The organism is Streptomyces sp. NPDC001668, from assembly GCF_042893155.1.
In the GTDB taxonomy this organism is placed as follows: Bacteria; Actinomycetota; Actinomycetes; order Streptomycetales; family Streptomycetaceae; genus Streptomyces.
In genome coordinates, this window is sequence record NZ_JBIAUQ010000004.1 from 212,223 (window position 1) to 230,430 (window position 18,208).

Below are 18,208 nucleotides of genomic sequence, written 5' to 3' on the forward strand. Positions count from 1 at the left end.
GCCATGACCAGGGATTCCGCCCGGACCCGGACCACGCGCAGGGCGCGGGCGGCACAGGTCGCCGGGAGCGTGCGCTCGAGCGCGCTGGGCCGGTTCCTTCCCCGGCTGGCGGCGCTCAACGTGGTGGAAGGCGCCATGAGACTGGCCGCGCAGGCCTTTCTCGCCGGGCTCCCGCTGCTGATGACGGTGGCGGCGTTCGCGCCCGCCGGGGTGCAGGACCTGCTGGCCGACTCGCTGCGATCGGTGCTGGGTGTCCGCGGTGACACGCTCGACGAGGTACGCCGGACCTTCTACGCCGACGGCACCACCCGCGACTCCGTCGGGGCCGTGGGTGTGCTGGTGGCGCTGGCCTCCGCGACGGCGTTCAGCCGGGCCCTGCAGGCGGTCTGCGAACGCTGCTGGCGCCTGCCCCGGGCCCCGCTGCGGGCCGCGGTCTGGCGCTGGCCCCTGTGGCTGGTGCTCTGGCTGGTGTTCCTGCTGGCCCAGGCGCCGCTGCGCGAGGGGTTCGGCGCCGGCCCGGCCGTCGGCCTCACGATGTCCCTGCTCTCGGCGACACTGCTGTGGTGGTGGACCCCGTATCTGCTGCTGGGCGGCCGGATCGGCTGGCGGAGTCTGCTGCCGGGAGCGGTCCTCGCGGGCACCGGCACGGTCGCGCTGAGCGGGGCGGCCCGACTGGTCCTGCCGCTCGCCATGGAACGCAGCCTCGACGAGTTCGGCCCGCTGGGGCCGGTCTTCACGTTCCTGTCCTGGCTGATCGGCGTCTTCCTGGTCGCCGTCTGCGGCCTGGCCCTGGGCGAGAGCATCGCCTCCAGCGCCTGGTACCGCGCAGGCCCGGTGCTCCGGGGCCGGCCACCGGTCCGTGACGGGGCCGCGGGTCCCGCTCACCCGCGCCGGGTGAAGCCACCCGGTCCTTGCCGTGGGCACGCTGAGGACGGCACCGACAGGCGGCCGGGCGAAGGCCCCGGACGGAGGAGACAGACATGAGTGCGTCCACGTACCTCGCGTACGACTATCCGCTGCTGAGCGTCTTCTGGTCCATGCTGATGTTCTTCCTGTGGATCATGTGGTTCGTCCTGCTCTTCCGGGTCGTCGTCGACATCATCCGTGACGACGACATGAGCGGCTGGGGGAAGACCGGCTGGCTGGTGTTCACGATCGTGCTGCCCTTCCTGGGCGTCTTCGTCTACATGATCGCCCGCGGGAAGAACATGGGCCGTCGTGAGGCCGCGCAGGCCCGTGCGCAGCAGCAGGCCTTCGACTCGTACATCCGGGAGACCGCCAAGGACGGCGGGACGACCAGCAGCGCCGACGAACTCGCCAAGCTGTCGCGGATCCGTGCCAGCGGCGACATCACGGACGAGGAGTTCGCCAGGGCGAAGGAGCTGGTCCTGAGCGGCCATGGCGCGGGGACGTCCCCCGGTGCCGCCGCCACCTCGCGGCGCTGAACACGCCGTCCGACAGAAACGAGGGGTCAGGATGACCGCCACACACCACACCACACACACCAGCACGGCCAAGCAGAACTGGGCCGCCGGCACGATGGTCTTCGCGGCCGTCATGCTGGTGCTCGCCGGAGTGCTCGACATCTTCCGGGGCATCATGGCCATCGCCAAGGACGACGTCTTCGTCAACACGCCCAACTACGTCTTCCAGTTCGACCTGACCAGCTGGGGCTGGATCCACCTCGCCCTGGGCGCGATCGCCGTGGTCGTCAGCCTCGGACTCTTCCGGGCGGCCACCTGGGCGCGGGTGGCCGGCGTGGGCATAGCCGGGCTCGTCGTCATCGCCAACTTCCTCTCCCTGCCGTACTACCCGGTGTGGTCGGTCGTGATGATCGCGTTCTCGGCCCTGGTCATCTGGGCCCTGTGCGTGGTCCGGCGTGACGACTCCTTCGAATGAACCGTTCGAGCGTCCTGGACGGGACATCTGAGGGCCCGTCATGCGGGGGTGGGGAGAGCGTCGTGTCGGAGGCGTCCGGTCGCGCGGGCGGCAGCTCACCCGCCCGGGCGACCCTCGCTACAGAGGGGCCGGGGAGGACGCCCCCGAGATCAGCAGACGCGGCTTGCCGGTGCCGTTCGCCGGGACGCTCCACAGGTCGCTGGTGCCGACCTTGCCCTCGGCGGGCAGGGCGTAGGCGACGGTCTCGTTGTCGAGCCAGGTGGCCTGGTCGTCGACACTGTGGCGTTCGGCGAGCGCGGTCTCCTTGAGGGTGCGCAGGTCCAGGACGTACTCGTGCCACAGGGCGGTACGCGACAACACCCGCTTCTTGAAGGCCACTCGGGTGCCGTCGGGGGAGAGCGAGGGGCACTCCACGTTCTCGACGAGCGTGGTGACCTTGCGGCCGGAGAGCGAACCGCGCACCAGGTAGGTCTTGTTGGCGGTGTTGAGGGTGGCGTAGAACGTGTCGTCGTCCGAAGCGAAGGTGACACCCCAGAAGTTGACGTCCGAGGCCTGGTAGGCCTTGCCGTCCAGCGTGATGGCGAACGACTCCAGACTGGGCGTCAGTTTCATGGTGCGGGTGTCCAGGACCGAGGTCCGGGTGGAGAAGAAGGCCGACGAGTACGACTCCCCGGAGACGAAGACGGTCCAGGCGACGAAGCGTCCGCCGGGGGAGACCCGGGCCCGGCTGGGGGTGCCCGCCAGCGCGTAGGTGTGCCGGGTGCGCAGGTCGGCGTCCAGGAGCAGGGCACGGTTGCTCTGCTTGAGGACACCGGGGTTGGACTGGAGGCAGATGCCGGTGCCGGCGGCCGCGTAGAAGCGTGCGCACTTGAGGTCCGAGGCGGTGCGTCCGCCCTTCGGATCGGCGGACGGGACCGAGGCGACCGCGGTGCGGTGCGGGCCGGCGGCCGCGTTGATGAACGTCAGGCGGTTCTTCTGGTCGAGCGTCAGCTTGCCCGTGGCGACGGCGGGGCCGCCCGACTGGGGCCGGTTCGCCCGGTCCGCGCGGTCGGCGGCACGCAGCACCAGGACCGTGCCCACGCCCGCGAGCAGCAGGACCGCCGTGACGAGGACGAGCAGGCGGCGGCGTAGCGGTGTCATGTGGTTCCTCGGCGTGGCGGTGGTGGTCATCGGGGCTCCGGGGCCCTGGCGGTCGTGGAGATCATCGACTCACGGACCGTCGGGACGGCGGCGGGTGTCGAGGCCTCGGGAACGTGGGGGCGGCGGCGGTCGTGCCGGCCTCGGGACCGTCGGTGCCTTCGCGGTCGTTCAGGGTGCTGGTCCGGCGGGGCCGGGGTGGCCGACGGGTCTTCAGGGCCGTCCGTGGTGGGTCGGTCGTACGGGCCCTGGGCCGTCGGTGCTGCTGGACGGTGGTGGCCTGGGCGACCGTGGGGGCCCTGGACCGTCCGGGCTGTGGTGATCGTCGGGGCGTCAAGACGGGCGGTGGCGCCTCGATCCTCGGGGTCCTGGGCCGTCGGTGCTGTGACGGGTGTCCGGGCTCCAGGACCGCCGAGGCCGGGCAGGTCATCCGGGCCTTGGACCGTCCGGGCTGTGATGGCCATCGGGGTTTCAGGACCGCCGAGGCCGGATCGGTCGTCCAAGCCCGGGATCGTGGGCGGCGCCGTGGTGATCGTCGAGGCTCCTGTGTCGCCGAGGTTGTGGCGGCTGTTGGGGCTCTGGACCGTCCGGGTCGGAATGGTTGTCGGGGCTTCAGTGCCGTCCGTGGTGGATCGGTCGTCCAAGCCCGGGACCATGGGCGGCGCTGTGGCGATCGTGGAGGCACCTGCGCCGCCGAGGTCCCGGAGTGTCCAGGTCCCGGCGGTCATCGGTTGCCGTCCGTCGGTCGCAGCACCCTGCTCGCGATGGCCGCGCAGCACAGCAGGCCGACCGCGGAGGCGGCCAGCGCCGGGCCGTCGCCCCACACCGTCCAGGCCGCGCCGAAGGCCAGCGAGCAGCAGAACCGGGCCAGCGCCTGGCTGGTGCCGACGATGGCGAGGCCGCTGGCGCGCAGTTCCTCGGGCACGATGTCCGCGAGGGCGGCCGGGAGTACGCCGTCGGTGGCCGCGTAGAACACCCCGTGCAGGGCCAGCACGAGGAACGGGAGCACCGGGGTGGCCGGCGCCCACAGCAGGAGGGCGTAACCGGTCAGCAGGGCCAGGTGTCCGGCCAGGAACACCCTGTGCCGTCCGACCCGGTCGGCCAGCGCGCCGACGGGCACCGCCAGCAGCAGGAACACCACGGCGGTGCCCAGCGGGAGCAGCGTGAACCACTGCTCGCCGATGCCCGCGCGGCGTTGCAGGAGCAGGTAGACGAAGGCGTCGCTGACCGTCGTCAGGCCGAGGAGTGCGGCGCAGCCGGCGAGGGCACGGAGGCGGGGCAGGCGCAGCAGCGCGAACGCCTCGCGGACACGGACAGGTGGCTTACCGGCGACAGCCTCGGAATCCCCACCCTCGCCGCCCGCCGCGGAACCGTCCGTCCCACCCCTTCGCCGCCCCGGCACGAACAGCACCAGCACGACCACCCCGAGCACCGCCACACACGTGCTCACGCCGAACACCGCGTCGTAGCCGTCGGCCGCCGCGCTCAGGATGAGGAAGGCGGCGAGCGGTCCGAGCATCGCGCCGGTCGTGTCCATCGCCCGGTGCACACCGAAGGCCCGGCCCTGTTTGGCGGACGGTGTGGACAGGGAGATCATCGCGTCGCGCGGGGCGGTGCGCAGACCCTTGCCGGTGCGGTCGAGGGCGAGGACCGTGCCGAGCGCGCCGATGCTGCTCACCAGCAGGAGCAGCGGCTTGCACAGTGCGGACAGGCCGTAGCCGAGGCCGGCGAGGAGTTTGTGGTTGCGGATCCGGTCGGCGAGGTGGCCGCCGGTCAGCTGGACCAGCGCGCTGACGCCGTTGTAGACACCGTCGAGGGTGCCGAAGGCCAGCGGGGTGAAGCCGAGCGTGGAGACGAGGTAGAGCGGCAGGACGGCGGTGACCATCTCCGAGGAGATGTCGGTGATCAGGCTGACCGTGCCCAGCACGAGCACGACCGGGGCGACTCCGGGGCGCAGGCCGCGTCTTCGGCCCTGGCCGGTGTCCGCCCTCGCGGGCGCCGAGCGGTCGGTGAGGTACATGTTCGCGAGCTCCGGATCTGGTGCGCTTCAGTTCTGTCTGCTGCTCTCGTCCCGCAGCCAGGTGCCGAAGTCCTGTGCCCGGATGGCCTTCGCGGCCCCGCGCCGGGCGACGACCGCCGCCGCGACGAAGACTACGACACCCGTGATGAGCCCCGGCTCGGCGCGGACCAGGGCGATCAGGTCCGCCTTGCTGGTGCGCGCCGACGCCTCCTGCGGGCTCTGGTGCTGCTGTTCGACCTGCGCCGTGGACACCGCGGCCCGGATCCGCCGCTTGATCAGATCCGGCCATGTTCGCGGCGGCTGGACCACGACCCGGGCCGCGTCGACCACGCACCGCTCCTCGGGCGCGAAGGCCAGGGACGCGGCCAGGTCGTCCGCCATCAGTGGCGGCAGCGCGGCGATCCGGGCGTGCCCGGCCTTGGAGACCGCGATGACACCCCGGCCGAACAGCCCCTCGCGCACGGCGGGCAGCCGTTGCCACACCCGGTAGTAGGCACGCACCCGCCAGGCGCAGGCGTCCAGCGGAACGTGCCGTTCCGGTGCGGTGGCGAGGATGCCCGAGGTGTCGTCGTCGAGCGGCGCGGTCAGCGCCCGTACGTCGGCGCTCCCGAGGACGACGTCGGCGTCCACGTACAGGCGCGGGAAGCCGCGCGCGTGGTCGTCGCCCGCGCGCAGCGCGGCGTGTTTGGACGGCACGGGGATCTCGACCACGCGCACGCGGGGACCGCGAGCGGCCGCGATCCGCGCGGTGTCGTCCGTACAGCCATTGCACACGACCACGATGTCTGTCTCGTCCTCCACGGAATCGGCCAGAAGTGAATCGAGGAGCCGGCCGATGACTTGCGCCTCGTTGTGGGCCGGGATCACGATGCTCGTCACCTGGGCAGTATGCAGTCGATGTCACTATTGCGATGTGTGTTTCGTCCAACTGTTCCCGTGACTGCGTTCGGTGGTCTAGATTGAGGGCCGCCGAACCGGTTTGGGTGGGGAACGTGAGGTCCAAGCCGACATGTATGGGGACATGAGGCGGTTGGGGAACCGCTGCGGCTTCTTTTGTTTCAACTGCCGCTGTGTCGGGGGCACATCGGTGTTCGGTCAGGGGTAACCGTGCACGTGTGGGGGGCGCATGACCATTGAGGTCACGCATGAGCAACAGCTTGTGGAACATCGGAATCCGCAAGATCGCCGAAGACCTTGGGAGCAGAGGTACCGGATCGTCCTGCTGGCCGCGGACAGCCTTGCCGCTGTGGCCGCGGCCTTCGTGATCCACGCGGCCTACGGCCGCTGGGCGGTGGCCCTGGTGCTGCCCCCGACATGGATCGTGGCCATGGTCGCCCACCGCACCTACGACCGCAGCGCCTTGGGGCTGGGGACGGAGGAGTACCGACGGGTGCTCCGCGGTGCCGTGGCGTTGCCGGCGCTCGCCGCGGTCGCGCACTGGTCGTTCACCCACGATGCAGACCTCCTTCATGACATGATCATGGCTGCGATGCCGGCCGCCGCCCTCGCCCTGCTGGTCCGCTACGCGCTCCGGCGCAGGCTGCACCGCAGATGGGCGAGGGGCCGCGGCCGCAGCGCCACACTCCTGGTCGGCCCGGCGCACGGCATCGCGGAGCTGGTCGCCGTGCTGCGGCGCAGCGGTTCCCAGGAACTGAGGGCTGCCGGCGTGTGCCTGAGCGATCCTCAGAACGCCACTGAGGTCCGCAAGTTGGGGATCCCGGTCCTCGGCGGTGTCGACACCATGGACGACGTCATCCGGGCCATGGGCATCGGCACGCTGGTCGTGCTGCCCGCGCCCGAGTTCGACGCCTCCGTCCTGCGCAGGATGTCCTGGACCGCGGCCGCCCGGGGCGTCGACTTCCTGCTGGCCCCCGTCCTGGCCGACGTGTCCGCCGGCCGGCTCGCGGTACGGCCCACGAACGGGGTGCCGCTGGTGCGCGTCCAGGCGCCGAACTTCTCCCGCGCCTCCCGGCTGCCGAAGGAACTGCTGGATCGTTCCTTCGCGGCGGCGCTCCTGCTCCTGCTCGCCCCGCCCCTGCTGCTGATCGCGCTGATCGTCCGCATGGACAGCTCGGGACCGGCACTGTTCCGGCAGCAGCGGGTGGGCCGGTACGGCGACCACTTCACCATGTTCAAGTTCCGCACGATGCGCCCCGACTCGGAGGCCCTGCGCGCGGAGCTGGAGCACCTCAACCAGAACAGTGACGGACTGCTGTTCAAGGTGAAGGGGGACCCGCGGATCACCCGGGTCGGGTCGTTCCTGCGCCGCAGCTCGCTCGACGAACTGCCGCAGCTGATCAACGTGGTCAGGGGCGACATGTCGCTCGTCGGCCCCCGCCCGCCGCTGCCCGAGGAGGTGGAGGAGTACCCGGCCGAGGTCAGGCGCCGGTTGCTCGTGAAGCCCGGCCTCACCGGGCTGTGGCAGGTCAGCGGCCGCTCGGACCTGCCCTGGGAGGAAGCGGTCCGGCTCGATCTCGCATATGTGGACAACTGGTCGACCAGCCTCGACCTGTCCATCCTGGCGCGCACCACGACAGCGGTGGTGCGCGGAACGGGGGCCTACTGATGGACCGAAGGAAGAGGAACCAAGTGACCAAGACCAGTGAGCCGTTGGGGGTCGCGGTCGTCGGGGCCGGCTACTGGGGCCCCAACCTCGTCCGCAACTTCCAGGCCAGTGAGCAGTTCCGGCTGCGCCATCTGTGCGACCTCGACGTGGACCGCGCCCGGCGGGTCCTCGGCGGCTACTCGACCGTCGAGGCCACCTCGGACTACGCGGCCGTACTCGCCGACCCCGACGTGGCCGCCGTCGCCGTGGCCACGCCCGCCGGGACCCACCTCGACATCGCCCTGGCCGCCCTGCGTGCCGGAAAGCACGTCCTCGTGGAGAAGCCGCTCGCGGCGACCTACGCCGACGGGATGCGGCTGGTGGCCGAGGCCGAGGAGCGCGGGCTCACCCTGATGTGCGACCACACCTACTGCTACACGCCCGCAGTGGGCCGCATCAGGGAACTGGTCCACTCCGGCGAGCTCGGCGAGGTCCACTTCGTCGACTCGGTCCGCATCAACCTCGGGCTGGTCCAGAAGGACATCGACGTCCTGTGGGACCTCGCCCCGCACGACCTGTCGATCCTGGACTTCATCCTCCCCGAGGGCGTCGAGCCCGTCGCCGTCGCCGCCCACGGGGCGGACCCGATCGGCGCCGGACAGGCCTGTATCGCCTACCTGACGCTCACGCTCAGCACCGGGGCCATCGCCCACGTGCACGTCAACTGGCTGTCGCCGACGAAGGTACGCACCACCATGGTGGGCGGCTCCAAGCGCACCCTGCTCTGGGACGACCTCAACCCCCTCCAGCGGGTGTCGGTCTACGACCGGGGCGTGGACATGGCCGCGCCGCAGGAGATCGGCGTGGACGAGCGCCGGGACATGCTCATCTCCTACCGCTCCGGAGACATGGTCGCGCCCGCGATCGGCGAGAAGGAAGCGCTGCGCAGCATGGTCGACGAGTTCGCCGACTCGATCAGGACCGGACGGGCGCCGCTCACCGACGGACGTGCGGGCCTGAGGGTGCTGGACATCCTCGAGGCGGCCTCCCGGAGCCTGGAGTTCAAGGGCGCGGTCGTCGGCCTGCGCGCCGGTCGTTGAGCGGGACCGAGCAGTCGGACGACAGCAACCAAGCGATGCGATTCCCTGAGAGGGCACAGCAGTTGAGCAGCGTACGTGGCAAGAAGATCCTGGTCACCGGGGGAGCGGGCACCATCGGCTCCAACCTGGTCGACCTGCTGGCCCAGGGCGGCGCCCGCGAGATCGTCGTACTCGACAACTTCGTGCGCGGGCGCCGGGCCAACCTCGCGAAGGCCCTGCCCAGCGGCGTGGTCGAGGTCGTCGAGGGCGACGTCCGGGACGTCGACACCGTGAAGAAGGTCACCGAGGGCGCGGACCTGGTGTTCCACCTCGCCGCGATCCGCATCACCCAGTGCGCGGAGGAGCCGAGGCTCGCCAACGAGGTCCTCGTCGACGGCACCTTCAACGTCCTCGAGGCGGCGGCCGCGGCCGGCGTCGGCAAGGTCATCGCCTCCTCCTCGGCGTCCGTCTACGGCATGGCCGAGGTCTTCCCGACGACCGAGCGCCACCACGCCTACAACAACGACACCTTCTACGGCGCGGCGAAGGCCTTCAACGAGGGCATGCTGCGCAGCTTCCACGCCATGTACGGGCTCGACTACGTGGCGCTGCGCTACTTCAACGTCTACGGCCCCCGGATGGACATCCACGGCCTGTACACCGAGGTGCTCATCCGCTGGATGGAGCGCATCGAGGCGGGCGAGCCGCCGCTGATCCTCGGCGACGGCACCCAGACCATGGACTTCGTCGACGTCCGCGACATCGCCAGAGCCAACATCCTGGCCGCCGAATCCGACGTCACCGACGAGGTCTTCAACATCGCCAGCGGCACCGAGACCTCGCTGCGCGAGCTCGCCGACGGACTGCTGGAGGCGATGGGCGCCGAGGGCCTGGAGCCGGTGCACGGGCCCGCCCGCTCGGTGAACTCGGTGGTCCGCAGGCTCGCGGACACCACCCAGGCCGCCGAACGCCTCGGCTTCACCGCGGAGATCGACCTGCGCACGGGCCTCAGGGACCTGGTCCAGTGGTGGCGCGCCGAGCGCTCCGCCGCCGAGGAGGCCGCCGAGTGAGCACCGACCGCATCCCTGTCATGATCCCCTGGCTCGGCGAGGAGGAGGCCAAGGCCGCCTCCGACGCCGTGCTGTCCGGTTGGGTCGCCCAGGGCCCCCGGGTCGCCGCCTTCGAGAAGGCCTTCGCCGAGCGGGTCGGCGCCGAGCACGCCGTCGCGGTCAGCTCCTGCACCACCGCCCTGCACCTCTCGCTGGTCGCCCTCGGCGTCGGACCCGGCGACGAGGTCGTGGTGCCCTCGCTGTCCTTCATCGCGACGGCCAACGCCGTACGGTACGTCGGCGCGGAGCCCGTGTTCGCCGATGTCGACCCCGTCACCGGCAACCTGACACCGGCCACCGTGGAGCAGGTCCGCACCGCGCGCACCGAGGCCGTCCTCGCCGTCCACCAGGGCGGCGTGCCGGCCGACGTGCACGCGCTGCGCGCCGCCTGCGCCGACTGGGACCTGCCGCTGGTCGAGGACGCGGCCTGCGCGATCGGCTCGACCGTCGGAGGCAAGCCCGTCGGGCACGGCGCGCTGCTCGCCGCCTGGTCCTTCCACCCCCGCAAGCTCGTCACCACCGGCGAGGGCGGCATGGTCACCACCGACGACGCCGAGTGGGCCACGCGGCTGCGCCGGCTGCGCGAGCACGGCATGAACGCCTCGGCGGCCGAACGCCACGCGAGCAACAGGCCGGTGCTGGAGAGCTACCTGGAAGTCGGCTTCAACTACCGGATGACCGACGTCCAGGCCGCGATCGGCCTGGTCCAGCTCGGCAAGCTGGACGCGATGATCGCCCGCCGCCGCGAACTGGCCGCGCGCTACGACGCGTTGCTGCGTGACATCCCGGGCCTCACCGCCGTACGCGACCCGGCGCACGGGCAGAGCAACTTCCAGTCCTACTGGGTGCTGCTCGCCGAGGACTTCCCCGTCGGCCGCGACGACCTGCTGGCCGCGCTCTCCGACGCCGGTGTCTCCGCCCGGCGCGGGATCATGGCCGCGCACCTCGAACCCGCCTACGCGGAGCACCCGAGCGTGCCGCTGCCGGTGACCGAGCGGATCAGCCGGGACTCGCTGATCCTGCCGCTGTTCCACACGATGACCGAGGCCCAGCAGGACCGGGTCGTCGCGGCGCTGCGCGAACAGGCGGGCGGATGACCGGACTTGTGATCGTCGGCGCGGGCGGCTTCGCCCGGGAGACCGCCCAGGCCGTGGCGGACACCGGGGAGTTCGAGCTGCTCGGACACCTCGACGACAACGCGGACCTGCACGGCACCGACGTGGCCGGCGTGCCCGTCCTCGGCGGCTGCGACCTGGTCCACGAACTGCCGAAGGCGCGGGTGGTGATCTGCGTGGGCAACCCGCGCGACTACGCGGCCCGCGCCCGGCTGGTCCGCAGGTTCGGCCTGCCCGACGACCGCTACGCCACCGTGGTCCACCCGAGCGCGGTGGTCTCGGCGAACTCGGTGATCGGCCCCGGCTCGGTCCTGCTCGCGCAGTGCGTCCTGACCGCCGCCGTGCGTGTCGGCAAGCATGTCGCGGTGATGCCGCAGGTCGTGCTCACCCACGACGACGTGGCCGAGGACTTCGTGACGCTCACGTCCGGGGTCCGCCTGGGCGGGACGGTGCGGCTGGAGCGCGGTGCCTACGTGGGCTCCGGCGCTCTGGTCAGGGAGGGCACGAGGGTGGGTGCCTGGTCGCAGATCGGCATGGGGAGTGCCGTACTGGAAGACGTTCCGCCGGGTGAGGTCTGGGTGGGGAGCCCGGCCCGGCGGCTGCGCGCGGCGGGGGCGCCCGCGCTGGACGAACTTGCCGACACAACAGTGGGGGGACCGCTGACATGAACCAGATTCCGCTTGTGGACCTCAAGGCGGCCCACGAAGAGGTCGCCGACGAGGTCCGGGCCGGCTTCGACCGAGTGCTGGCGAACACCGCGTTCGTCGGCGGCGACGAGGTCCGGCAGTTCGAGCGCGAGTACGCCGACTTCGGCGGTGTCGCCCACTGCGTGGGGGTCGCCAACGGCACCGACGCCGTCGAACTCGCCCTGCGCGCGAGCGGGGTGGGCCCCGGCGACGAGGTCGTGATACCCGCCAACACCTTCATCGCCACCGCGGGTGCCGTGGCCCGGATCGGCGCGCGACCGGTCCTGGCGGACTGCCTGCCCGACAGCCATCTCCTCGACCCCCGGGCCGCGTTGGAGGCCGTCTCCCCGGCCACCCGGGCGGTCGTCCCGGTCCACCTGTACGGCCAGATGGCCGAGGTGGCCGAACTGACCTCCCAACTGCCCGACGGTGTAAGGGTGGTGGAGGACGCGGCCCAGTGCCAGGGCGCCACCCGCGACGGCCGCGCTCCGGGCAGTGGCGGCGTCGCGGCCACCAGCTTCTACCCGGGCAAGAACCTCGGCGCCTACGGCGACGCGGGCGCGGTGCTGACCGACGACGAGGAACTCACCGGCCTGGTGCGGGCGATCGCCAACCACGGCGGCGTCGCCAAGTACCGCCATGACGTGCCCGGCTTCAACAGCCGCCTCGACGGACTCCAGGCCGTCGTCCTGCGCGCCAAGCTCAAGCGCCTGGCCGACGGCAACGCGGCGCGGCGGGCGGCCGCCGCCCGCTACGACGAACTCCTCGCCGACCTCGCGGCCGCCGGACGGGTCGTCCTCCCGGTGACGGCCCCGGGCAACGTCCACGTCTGGCACCTGTACGTCGTCCAGGTGGACGGAGCCGACCGCGACGACATCGTCGGCAAGCTCAACGCCGAGGGCATCGGCGCCGGGGTGCACTATCCCGCCCCGGTCCACCTCACCCCGGCCTACCGCCATCTCGGCCACACGCAGGGAGACTTCCCCAACGCCGAGAACGCGGCGCAGCGGATCCTGTCGCTGCCGCTGCACCCCCAGATCACCCCCGACCAGCAGCAACAGGTCGTGGCCGCGCTCGCCGAAGCGCTCCGAGGCTGATCGGTCCCCTCACCACACGCCTCACCCCCGACTTCCGGGTCGGTCCTGCACAGCACCGCTGAGAGGTACACATGAACAGATGGAGCAGACGGCTCCGGGGCGGCCGCCTCGCCGTCGTAGCCGCGTTGGTATGGGCGGTGCTCCCGCAGGTGGGGACCGCCCAGGCGGCGTCCGACCCCTGCGGTACGGGGTCGAACCCTGTCGTATGCGAGAACTCCAAGGCGGGCAGCCCGATGTCCGACTGGTACTCGCCCAACGCCTACGGTGACATCAAGGGGTTCTCCACCAAGGAGAGCGTCCAGGCCGGTGACACCGTCCAGTTCAAGATCCAGTCACCGGTCTCGTACCACGTCGAGATCTACCGTCTCGGCTGGTACGGCGGCGACGGGGCACGTCTGATCTCCACCCCGGCCCAGGCGGCGACGACCTACCCGGCCAACTACACGAACAAAGAGGCCGGTTGCACCACCAAGGCCGCAACGGGCCTGGTCGACTGCGGCAACTGGCCCGTGACCGTGAACTGGACCGTGCCCAGCGACGCCGTCTCCGGTCTGTACATCGCGAACCTCACCCAGACCGACGGCGACGGCATGATGCCGTACCCGTTCGTCGTCCGCAAGGACTCCAGCACCTCCGACGTCGTCGTGCAGACCAGTGACCAGACCTGGCAGGCGTACAACGACTACGGCGGCCAGGACCTCTACGGCGGCACGGGCCCCGCGCCCGACGGCCGGGCCTACGAGGTCAGTTACAACCGGCCGCTGGACATCGGCGGCGACAACGGCATCTACGGCTCCGAGTACATGATGCTGTCCTGGCTGGAGCGCAACGGCTACGACGTCAGCTACCTCTCCGGTGTGGACGTGTCCTCGGCCAACGGCGCCACCCTGCTGAAGAAGCACAAGGTGTACATGTCGTCCGGGCACGACGAGTACTGGACCCAGAGCCAGTACAGCAATGTCCTCGCGGCCCGCAAGGCAGGCGTCGGACAGGCCTTCTTCAGCGGCAACGAGGTGTTCTGGAAGACCCGTCTGGCACCCAGCGTCGACGGCACCAGCACCGCCGACCGCACCCTGGTCTGCTACAAGATGACCAAGATGGCCCAGAACAACGGCATCGCCGACCCGAGCGGCCAGTGGACCGGCACCTGGATGGACCCGGCCAGCACCAACTACGGTCAGGACTACCAGCCGCCGAACATCCTCACCGGCTCCATGTTCACGGTGAACGGCTACCGCGCCGACGCCATCACGGTCCCCGGTTCGTACGGCAAGAACCGGCTGTGGCGGGGCACCTCCATCGCGAACCTCACGGCGAGCCAGACGGCCACCTTCCCGGCCGGCACGCTCGGTTACGAGTGGGACAGCGACATCTCCAACAGCACCCGGCCCGCGGGCGCGATCGACCTGTCGTCCACCACCGTGGACATCAACGACGGGAAGTACCGCCTCGACTGGGGCAACATGTACGGCAACGGCACCGCCACCCACAACCTCGTCGAGTTCCGCGACCAGGACTCCGGAGCCCTGGTGTTCGGGGCGGGAACCGTGCAGTGGTCGTGGGGCCTGACCAACCTGCCGACGTACGACCCGGCGGACACCGTGGTCACCGAGGACGCCCGCATGCAGCAGGCGACCGTCAACATCCTCGCCGACATGGGCGTCCAGCCGCTCACCCGGCAGAGCAACCTCGTCGCCGCCACCGCCTCCAGCGACACCACCGGCCCTGCCGTCACCGTGACCAGCCCGGCCTCCGGAGCCACTGTCCCGGCGCTGAAGCCGGTCACCGTCAAGGGCACCGCCTCCGACTCCGGCGGCGTCGTGGCCCGCGTGGAGGTGTCCACGGACGGCGGATCGACCTGGAACGCGGCCACCGGCCTCACGTCCTGGACCTACACCTGGACCCCGACGACCCCGGGCCCGGCGTCGATCAAGGTCCGCGCGGTGGACGACAGCGTCAACATCGGCTCCGCCACCACGCTCGCGCTGACCGTCGGCCCGCAGGCCTGCCCCTGCACCATCTGGCCGGCCTCGGCGGTCCCCGGCACCGTCAACGGCGGTGACGGCAGCTCCCTGGAGCTCGGCGTCAAGTTCCGTACCACGGTGGCCGGTTCGGTCACCGGCGTCCGCTTCTACAAGTCGTCCGCCAACACCGGCACCCACACCGGCAGCCTGTGGACCGCCTCCGGCACCCGCCTGGCCACCGGCACCTTCACCAACGAGACGGCCTCCGGCTGGCAGCAGCTGAACTTCTCCACCCCGGTGACCGTCAAGGCCAACACCACCTACGTCGCCTCGTACTTCGCCCCCAACGGCGGATACTCCTACGACGGCGGCTACTTCTCCGACAAGGCAGCGGGCCTCGCCCCGCTGACCGGACTCCAGTCCGGCACCGACGGCGGCAACGGCGTCTACCGCTACAGCTCCACCAGCGCCTTCCCGTCCTCGGCGTCCTCCGGCAGCAACTACTGGGTCGACGTGGTGCTGGACACCTCGACGGCCAGCACGACCCCGCCGGCGGTCACCTCCACCTCGCCGACGTCCGGCGCGACCGGTACGTCGATCACGGCACCGGTGTCCGCCGTCTTCGACCACGCCATCGACGCCGACAGCCTGACGTTCACCGTGAAGGACCCGGACGGCACCACCGTGCCGGGCACCAAGACGCTCCCCGCGTCGAACAAGGCGACCTTCACCCCGTCGACCGAGCTGGCGCTGCACACCACGTACACGGCGTCCGTCCAGGCCTCCGACCTGTGGGGCAACGCCATGGCGGACCCGGTGACGTGGACCTTCACCACCAGTTCCCAGCCGCCGGCGGTCACCTGCCCCTGCACGCTGTGGAACTCCTCAGCCACCCCGGCCACCGCCGCGGTGACCGGTGACGGGAACTCGGTCGAACTCGGCACCCGGTTCACGTCCTCGGCGGACGGCTGGATCACCGGCGTCACCTTCTACAAGGGCGCGACCAACACGGGCACCCACACCGGCAGCCTGTGGTCCGACGACGGCACGCTCCTCGCCACCGGCACCTTCACCACCGAGTCGGCCACGGGCTGGCAGACGATGACCTTCGCCACCCCGGTGGCGGTCACCGCCGGCACCGCCTACGTCGCCTCCTACCACGCGCCGAACGGCAACTACGCGGTGGACGGCGGCTACTTCACGGCGGCCCACCAGTCCTACCCGCTCACGGCCACGGCCGACACCAGCGCCCACCACAACGGGCTCTACCGGTACGGCAGTTCCGCGGCCTTCCCGAACGGCTCCTACGGATCCGCGAACTACTGGGTCGGCCCGGTCTTCACCGCCGACGACCCGAGCGCGTCCCTGGCGACGGCCAGCGCCTCGGAGGTGACCGCGTCCTCCCTGGCGCACACCGCCGACGCGACGAGCCCCCTCGTCACGACCCTGCCCGCCTCGGCCAAGCTGTCGTCCGTCACGGCGACGGTGACCGTCGTGAGCGGCTCCAAGGCCGCCAAGAAGCTCCACGTCACGGCCGTCACCTCCTACGACAGGGCCACCCACAAGGTGTCCGTCCATCTGTCGTCGCCCCTGCCGGACGGCACCCGGTTCAAGGTCACGGTCAAGGCCCAGGACAAGAAGGGCCACACGGTGAAGTCCCAGACCTGGAGCCTGACCAGCAAGACGACCGTCCGCAAGAAGAAGAACTGACCGACCAGAACCCACCGGTGGTGGCCCGTGCCCGGCAAGGCGCGGGCCACCACCGGGGATTGGCTTCCCCACAGATGAGCACCGTCAGTGTTGTCATCCCCTGCTACAAGTACGGCCATTTCCTGGCCGACTGCGTGAGCAGCGTCCTGGACGAGCAGGACGGCGTCGACGTCCGGGTGCTCATCATCGACGACGCCTCGCCCGACGACTCGGCGGAGGTCGCGCAGAAACTGGCCGCCTCCGACCCGCGGATCGAGGTCCACGTCCACGAGACCAACAAGGGCCACATCTCCACGTACAACGAAGGCCTGCTGGAGTGGGCCGACGGTGACTACGTGGCCCTGCTGTCCGCCGACGACCGGCTGGTCCCGGGCGCCCTGGTACGGGCCGCGGCCCTCCTGGACGCCCACCCCGAGGCCGGCTTCGCCTACGGGCGCCCCCTGCGCTTCCAGCACGGCGGCCCGCTGCCCAAGGCCCGTACGCGGAGCACCGGTTCGGTCGTCTACCCCGGCCACTGGTGGCTCGACCGGCGCTTCAGGGAGGGCACCGGCTGCATCACCTCACCGGAGGTCGTCGTCCGCACCGGCCTCCAGCGCAGGGTCGGCGGCTACGACCCGGCGCTGCCCCACGCCGGCGACATCGAGATGTGGATGCGGCTCGCCGCCCACGCCGACGTCGGCTACATCCGCGGCGCCGACCAGGCCTTCTACCGCGTCCACGGCAAGAACATGTCCACCGTCGACTTCGGCGGCCAGCTCGACGACCTGCGCCAGCGTCTGGTGGCCTTCGACTCGGTGCTCACCAAGTGCGCCGACAAGCTGCCCGACGCCGACCGCCTGGCCGACCAGGTGCACACCCGGCTCGCCCGCTTCGCCCTGCGCCGCGCCTACCGGGCCTACGACCGGGGACGTACCGAGGTCGTCCCGGTCGACGAGTGCGTCGCGTTCGCCGAGGAGTGCCTGCCGGGATACCGGGCCCTGCCCGAGTACCGCGCACTGCGGCTCAGACGGCGGATCGGCCCGAAGGCCATGCCCTACCTCCAGCCGCTGGTCTGGTCGGCCGTGGCCGAGCGCGGGCGGGAGTGGCTGTGGTGGGAGTCCTGGAAGCGCCGCGGAATCTGATGAGCGACCTGTTCCCCTCAGTTCACGGCGGGCACCGGGCCGGTGCGCCGGCGGCGGCCCGGGGCGTCCTTGCGGCGGCTCAGCAGATACCGGTCGAGCCACAGCGCGCCCACGATGCCGACCGCCGCACCCAGCAGGGCCGTACCGGCCAGCCCTCGCATCCTGTCGCCCCGCACCTGGGCGGCGCTCGGGGAGGTCAGGACGGTCGCGGTGATCCGCGCTCCGGCGGGGACGTCCTCGGCCTTCTGCAGCGCGTCGACGTGCCGGGTGTAGACGTCGATGATGCGGCTCACCGCCGTCACCGCGGCCTCGGCACCGGACGCCTGCGACTGCACCTGCAGGGAGGGGATCAGATAGCGGGGCGTCGCACTGGTGCCGCTGTTGCGGGGGACGAGATGGTAGGTCCCGTGCACGCCCGCCGCCTCCAACTCCCTGGCCCCGGCCGGGGATTCCAGCTGCCGTACGACGCCGTAGGAGAGCACGGCGAGCGGCGGCTGGAGGTTGGTGAGCTGGTTGGGCTGGTTCTGCGTCACCGGCGGTTTGAGCACCACCACCGCGGAGCCGACGTACTGGGGGGCGGGGCGCACCACGTGGTAGGCCCCGGCGGCCGTCAACAGCATCGCCACCACCAGGACGTACCAGCGGCGGAGCAGTGCGTCGGCGACGTTCCCGGGCGACATGTGAGTTCCTTCCGTCGCCCCCGATACTGGCAGGACATGGGTCCGG

15 protein-coding genes are annotated in these 18,208 nt (G+C 71.2%); 11 read left to right on the forward strand and 4 right to left on the reverse strand.

All coding sequences use genetic code 11. The annotated features are described in order from the left end of the window. Positions 1–3 precede the first annotated feature (3 nt). Genes ACFYZ8_RS14355 through ACFYZ8_RS14365 form a run of 3 tightly spaced genes read left to right on the forward strand, consistent with a single transcriptional unit; the run spans position 4 to position 1,899 of the window. Positions 4–984: a YhjD/YihY/BrkB family envelope integrity protein gene (locus ACFYZ8_RS14355; protein WP_388532554.1), complete on the forward strand. Its 981-nt coding sequence runs from the start codon at positions 4–6 to the stop codon at positions 982–984. Then, positions 981–1,445, forward strand: coding sequence for an SHOCT domain-containing protein (locus tag ACFYZ8_RS14360; protein WP_388532556.1), 465 nt, complete (start codon positions 981–983; stop codon positions 1,443–1,445). The genes ACFYZ8_RS14355 and ACFYZ8_RS14360 overlap by 4 nt, the downstream gene beginning before the upstream one ends. Positions 1,446–1,476: 31 nt before the next feature. Next, positions 1,477–1,899, forward strand: a complete 423-nt coding sequence (locus ACFYZ8_RS14365; protein WP_388532558.1) for a hypothetical protein — start codon at positions 1,477–1,479, stop codon at positions 1,897–1,899. Between the two features lie 117 nt (positions 1,900–2,016). Here ACFYZ8_RS14365 and ACFYZ8_RS14370 read toward each other — a convergent pair whose 3' ends face one another. The 3 genes from ACFYZ8_RS14370 to ACFYZ8_RS14380 all read right to left on the reverse strand — a co-directional run bounded on the left by ACFYZ8_RS14370 (position 2,017) and on the right by ACFYZ8_RS14380 (position 5,935). Continuing rightward, entirely contained in the window at positions 2,017–3,069 is a 1,053-nt protein-coding gene (locus tag ACFYZ8_RS14370) for a TolB-like translocation protein (RefSeq protein ID WP_388532560.1), read from the reverse strand. Positions 3,070–3,760: 691 nt separating this feature from the next. Next, positions 3,761–5,056, reverse strand: a complete 1,296-nt coding sequence (locus tag ACFYZ8_RS14375; RefSeq protein WP_388532562.1) for an MFS transporter — start codon at positions 5,054–5,056, stop codon at positions 3,761–3,763. Positions 5,057–5,083: 27 nt separating this feature from the next. Further along, the gene (locus ACFYZ8_RS14380) at positions 5,084–5,935 is read right to left on the reverse strand and encodes a glycosyltransferase (protein WP_388532563.1); all 852 of its coding nucleotides are present in this window, start codon (positions 5,933–5,935) and stop codon (positions 5,084–5,086) included. A 367-nt stretch (positions 5,936–6,302) separates the two neighbouring features. Here ACFYZ8_RS14380 and ACFYZ8_RS14385 point away from each other — a divergent pair, with 367 nt between their 5' ends. The 8 genes from ACFYZ8_RS14385 (at position 6,303) to ACFYZ8_RS14420 (ending at position 17,482) form a co-directional block, all read left to right on the forward strand. Next, positions 6,303–7,622 (forward strand): sugar transferase, encoded by a 1,320-nt coding sequence (locus ACFYZ8_RS14385; RefSeq protein WP_359031069.1) that lies wholly within the window; start codon positions 6,303–6,305, stop codon positions 7,620–7,622. A 23-nt stretch (positions 7,623–7,645) separates the two neighbouring features. Next, the gene (locus tag ACFYZ8_RS14390) at positions 7,646–8,701 is read left to right on the forward strand and encodes a Gfo/Idh/MocA family protein (RefSeq protein WP_388532565.1); all 1,056 of its coding nucleotides are present in this window, start codon (positions 7,646–7,648) and stop codon (positions 8,699–8,701) included. 62 nt (positions 8,702–8,763) lie between these two features. Further along, a complete protein-coding gene (locus ACFYZ8_RS14395; protein ID WP_359031071.1) occupies positions 8,764–9,750 on the forward strand; it encodes an NAD-dependent epimerase/dehydratase family protein in 987 nt (328 codons plus the stop codon). Continuing rightward, complete coding sequence (locus ACFYZ8_RS14400) at positions 9,747–10,886, forward strand: DegT/DnrJ/EryC1/StrS family aminotransferase (protein WP_359031072.1); 1,140 nt, start codon at positions 9,747–9,749, stop codon at positions 10,884–10,886. The genes ACFYZ8_RS14395 and ACFYZ8_RS14400 overlap by 4 nt, the downstream gene beginning before the upstream one ends. Beyond that, the gene (locus ACFYZ8_RS14405) at positions 10,883–11,572 is read left to right on the forward strand and encodes an acetyltransferase (protein ID WP_359031073.1); all 690 of its coding nucleotides are present in this window, start codon (positions 10,883–10,885) and stop codon (positions 11,570–11,572) included. The genes ACFYZ8_RS14400 and ACFYZ8_RS14405 overlap by 4 nt, the downstream gene beginning before the upstream one ends. Further along, positions 11,569–12,687, forward strand: coding sequence for a DegT/DnrJ/EryC1/StrS family aminotransferase (locus ACFYZ8_RS14410; protein WP_388532567.1), 1,119 nt, complete (start codon positions 11,569–11,571; stop codon positions 12,685–12,687). The genes ACFYZ8_RS14405 and ACFYZ8_RS14410 overlap by 4 nt, the downstream gene beginning before the upstream one ends. 71 nt (positions 12,688–12,758) lie before the next feature. Then, positions 12,759–16,361 (forward strand): DUF4082 domain-containing protein, encoded by a 3,603-nt coding sequence (locus tag ACFYZ8_RS14415; protein WP_388532569.1) that lies wholly within the window; start codon positions 12,759–12,761, stop codon positions 16,359–16,361. Positions 16,362–16,435: 74 nt separating this feature from the next. Continuing rightward, a complete protein-coding gene (locus tag ACFYZ8_RS14420; RefSeq protein WP_388532571.1) occupies positions 16,436–17,482 on the forward strand; it encodes a glycosyltransferase family 2 protein in 1,047 nt (348 codons plus the stop codon). A 17-nt stretch (positions 17,483–17,499) separates the two neighbouring features. On the opposite strand, the gene ACFYZ8_RS14425 is transcribed toward ACFYZ8_RS14420, so the two are convergent. Further along, on the reverse strand, positions 17,500–18,162 hold the full coding sequence (locus tag ACFYZ8_RS14425) for a hypothetical protein (protein ID WP_359031077.1): 663 nt from the start codon (positions 18,160–18,162) through the stop codon (positions 17,500–17,502). Between the last annotated feature and the right edge of the window lie 46 nt (positions 18,163–18,208).

Excerpts from the sequence above, each read along its gene's own strand:
- ACFYZ8_RS14420 (WP_388532571.1), top strand. The coding sequence starts at position 16,436 with ATGAGCACCGTCAGTGTTGTCATCCCCTGCTACAAGTACGGCCATTTC.
- ACFYZ8_RS14415 (WP_388532569.1), top strand. The coding sequence starts at position 12,759 with ATGAACAGATGGAGCAGACGGCTCCGGGGCGGCCGCCTCGCCGTCGTA.
- ACFYZ8_RS14375 (WP_388532562.1), bottom strand. The coding sequence starts at position 5,056 with ATGTACCTCACCGACCGCTCGGCGCCCGCGAGGGCGGACACCGGCCAG.
- ACFYZ8_RS14370 (WP_388532560.1), bottom strand. The coding sequence starts at position 3,069 with ATGACCACCACCGCCACGCCGAGGAACCACATGACACCGCTACGCCGC.
- ACFYZ8_RS14355 (WP_388532554.1), top strand. The coding sequence starts at position 4 with ATGACCAGGGATTCCGCCCGGACCCGGACCACGCGCAGGGCGCGGGCG.
- ACFYZ8_RS14410 (WP_388532567.1), top strand. The coding sequence starts at position 11,569 with ATGAACCAGATTCCGCTTGTGGACCTCAAGGCGGCCCACGAAGAGGTC.
- ACFYZ8_RS14360 (WP_388532556.1), top strand. The coding sequence starts at position 981 with ATGAGTGCGTCCACGTACCTCGCGTACGACTATCCGCTGCTGAGCGTC.
- ACFYZ8_RS14365 (WP_388532558.1), top strand. The coding sequence starts at position 1,477 with ATGACCGCCACACACCACACCACACACACCAGCACGGCCAAGCAGAAC.
- ACFYZ8_RS14425 (WP_359031077.1), bottom strand. The coding sequence starts at position 18,162 with ATGTCGCCCGGGAACGTCGCCGACGCACTGCTCCGCCGCTGGTACGTC.
- ACFYZ8_RS14405 (WP_359031073.1), top strand. The coding sequence starts at position 10,883 with ATGACCGGACTTGTGATCGTCGGCGCGGGCGGCTTCGCCCGGGAGACC.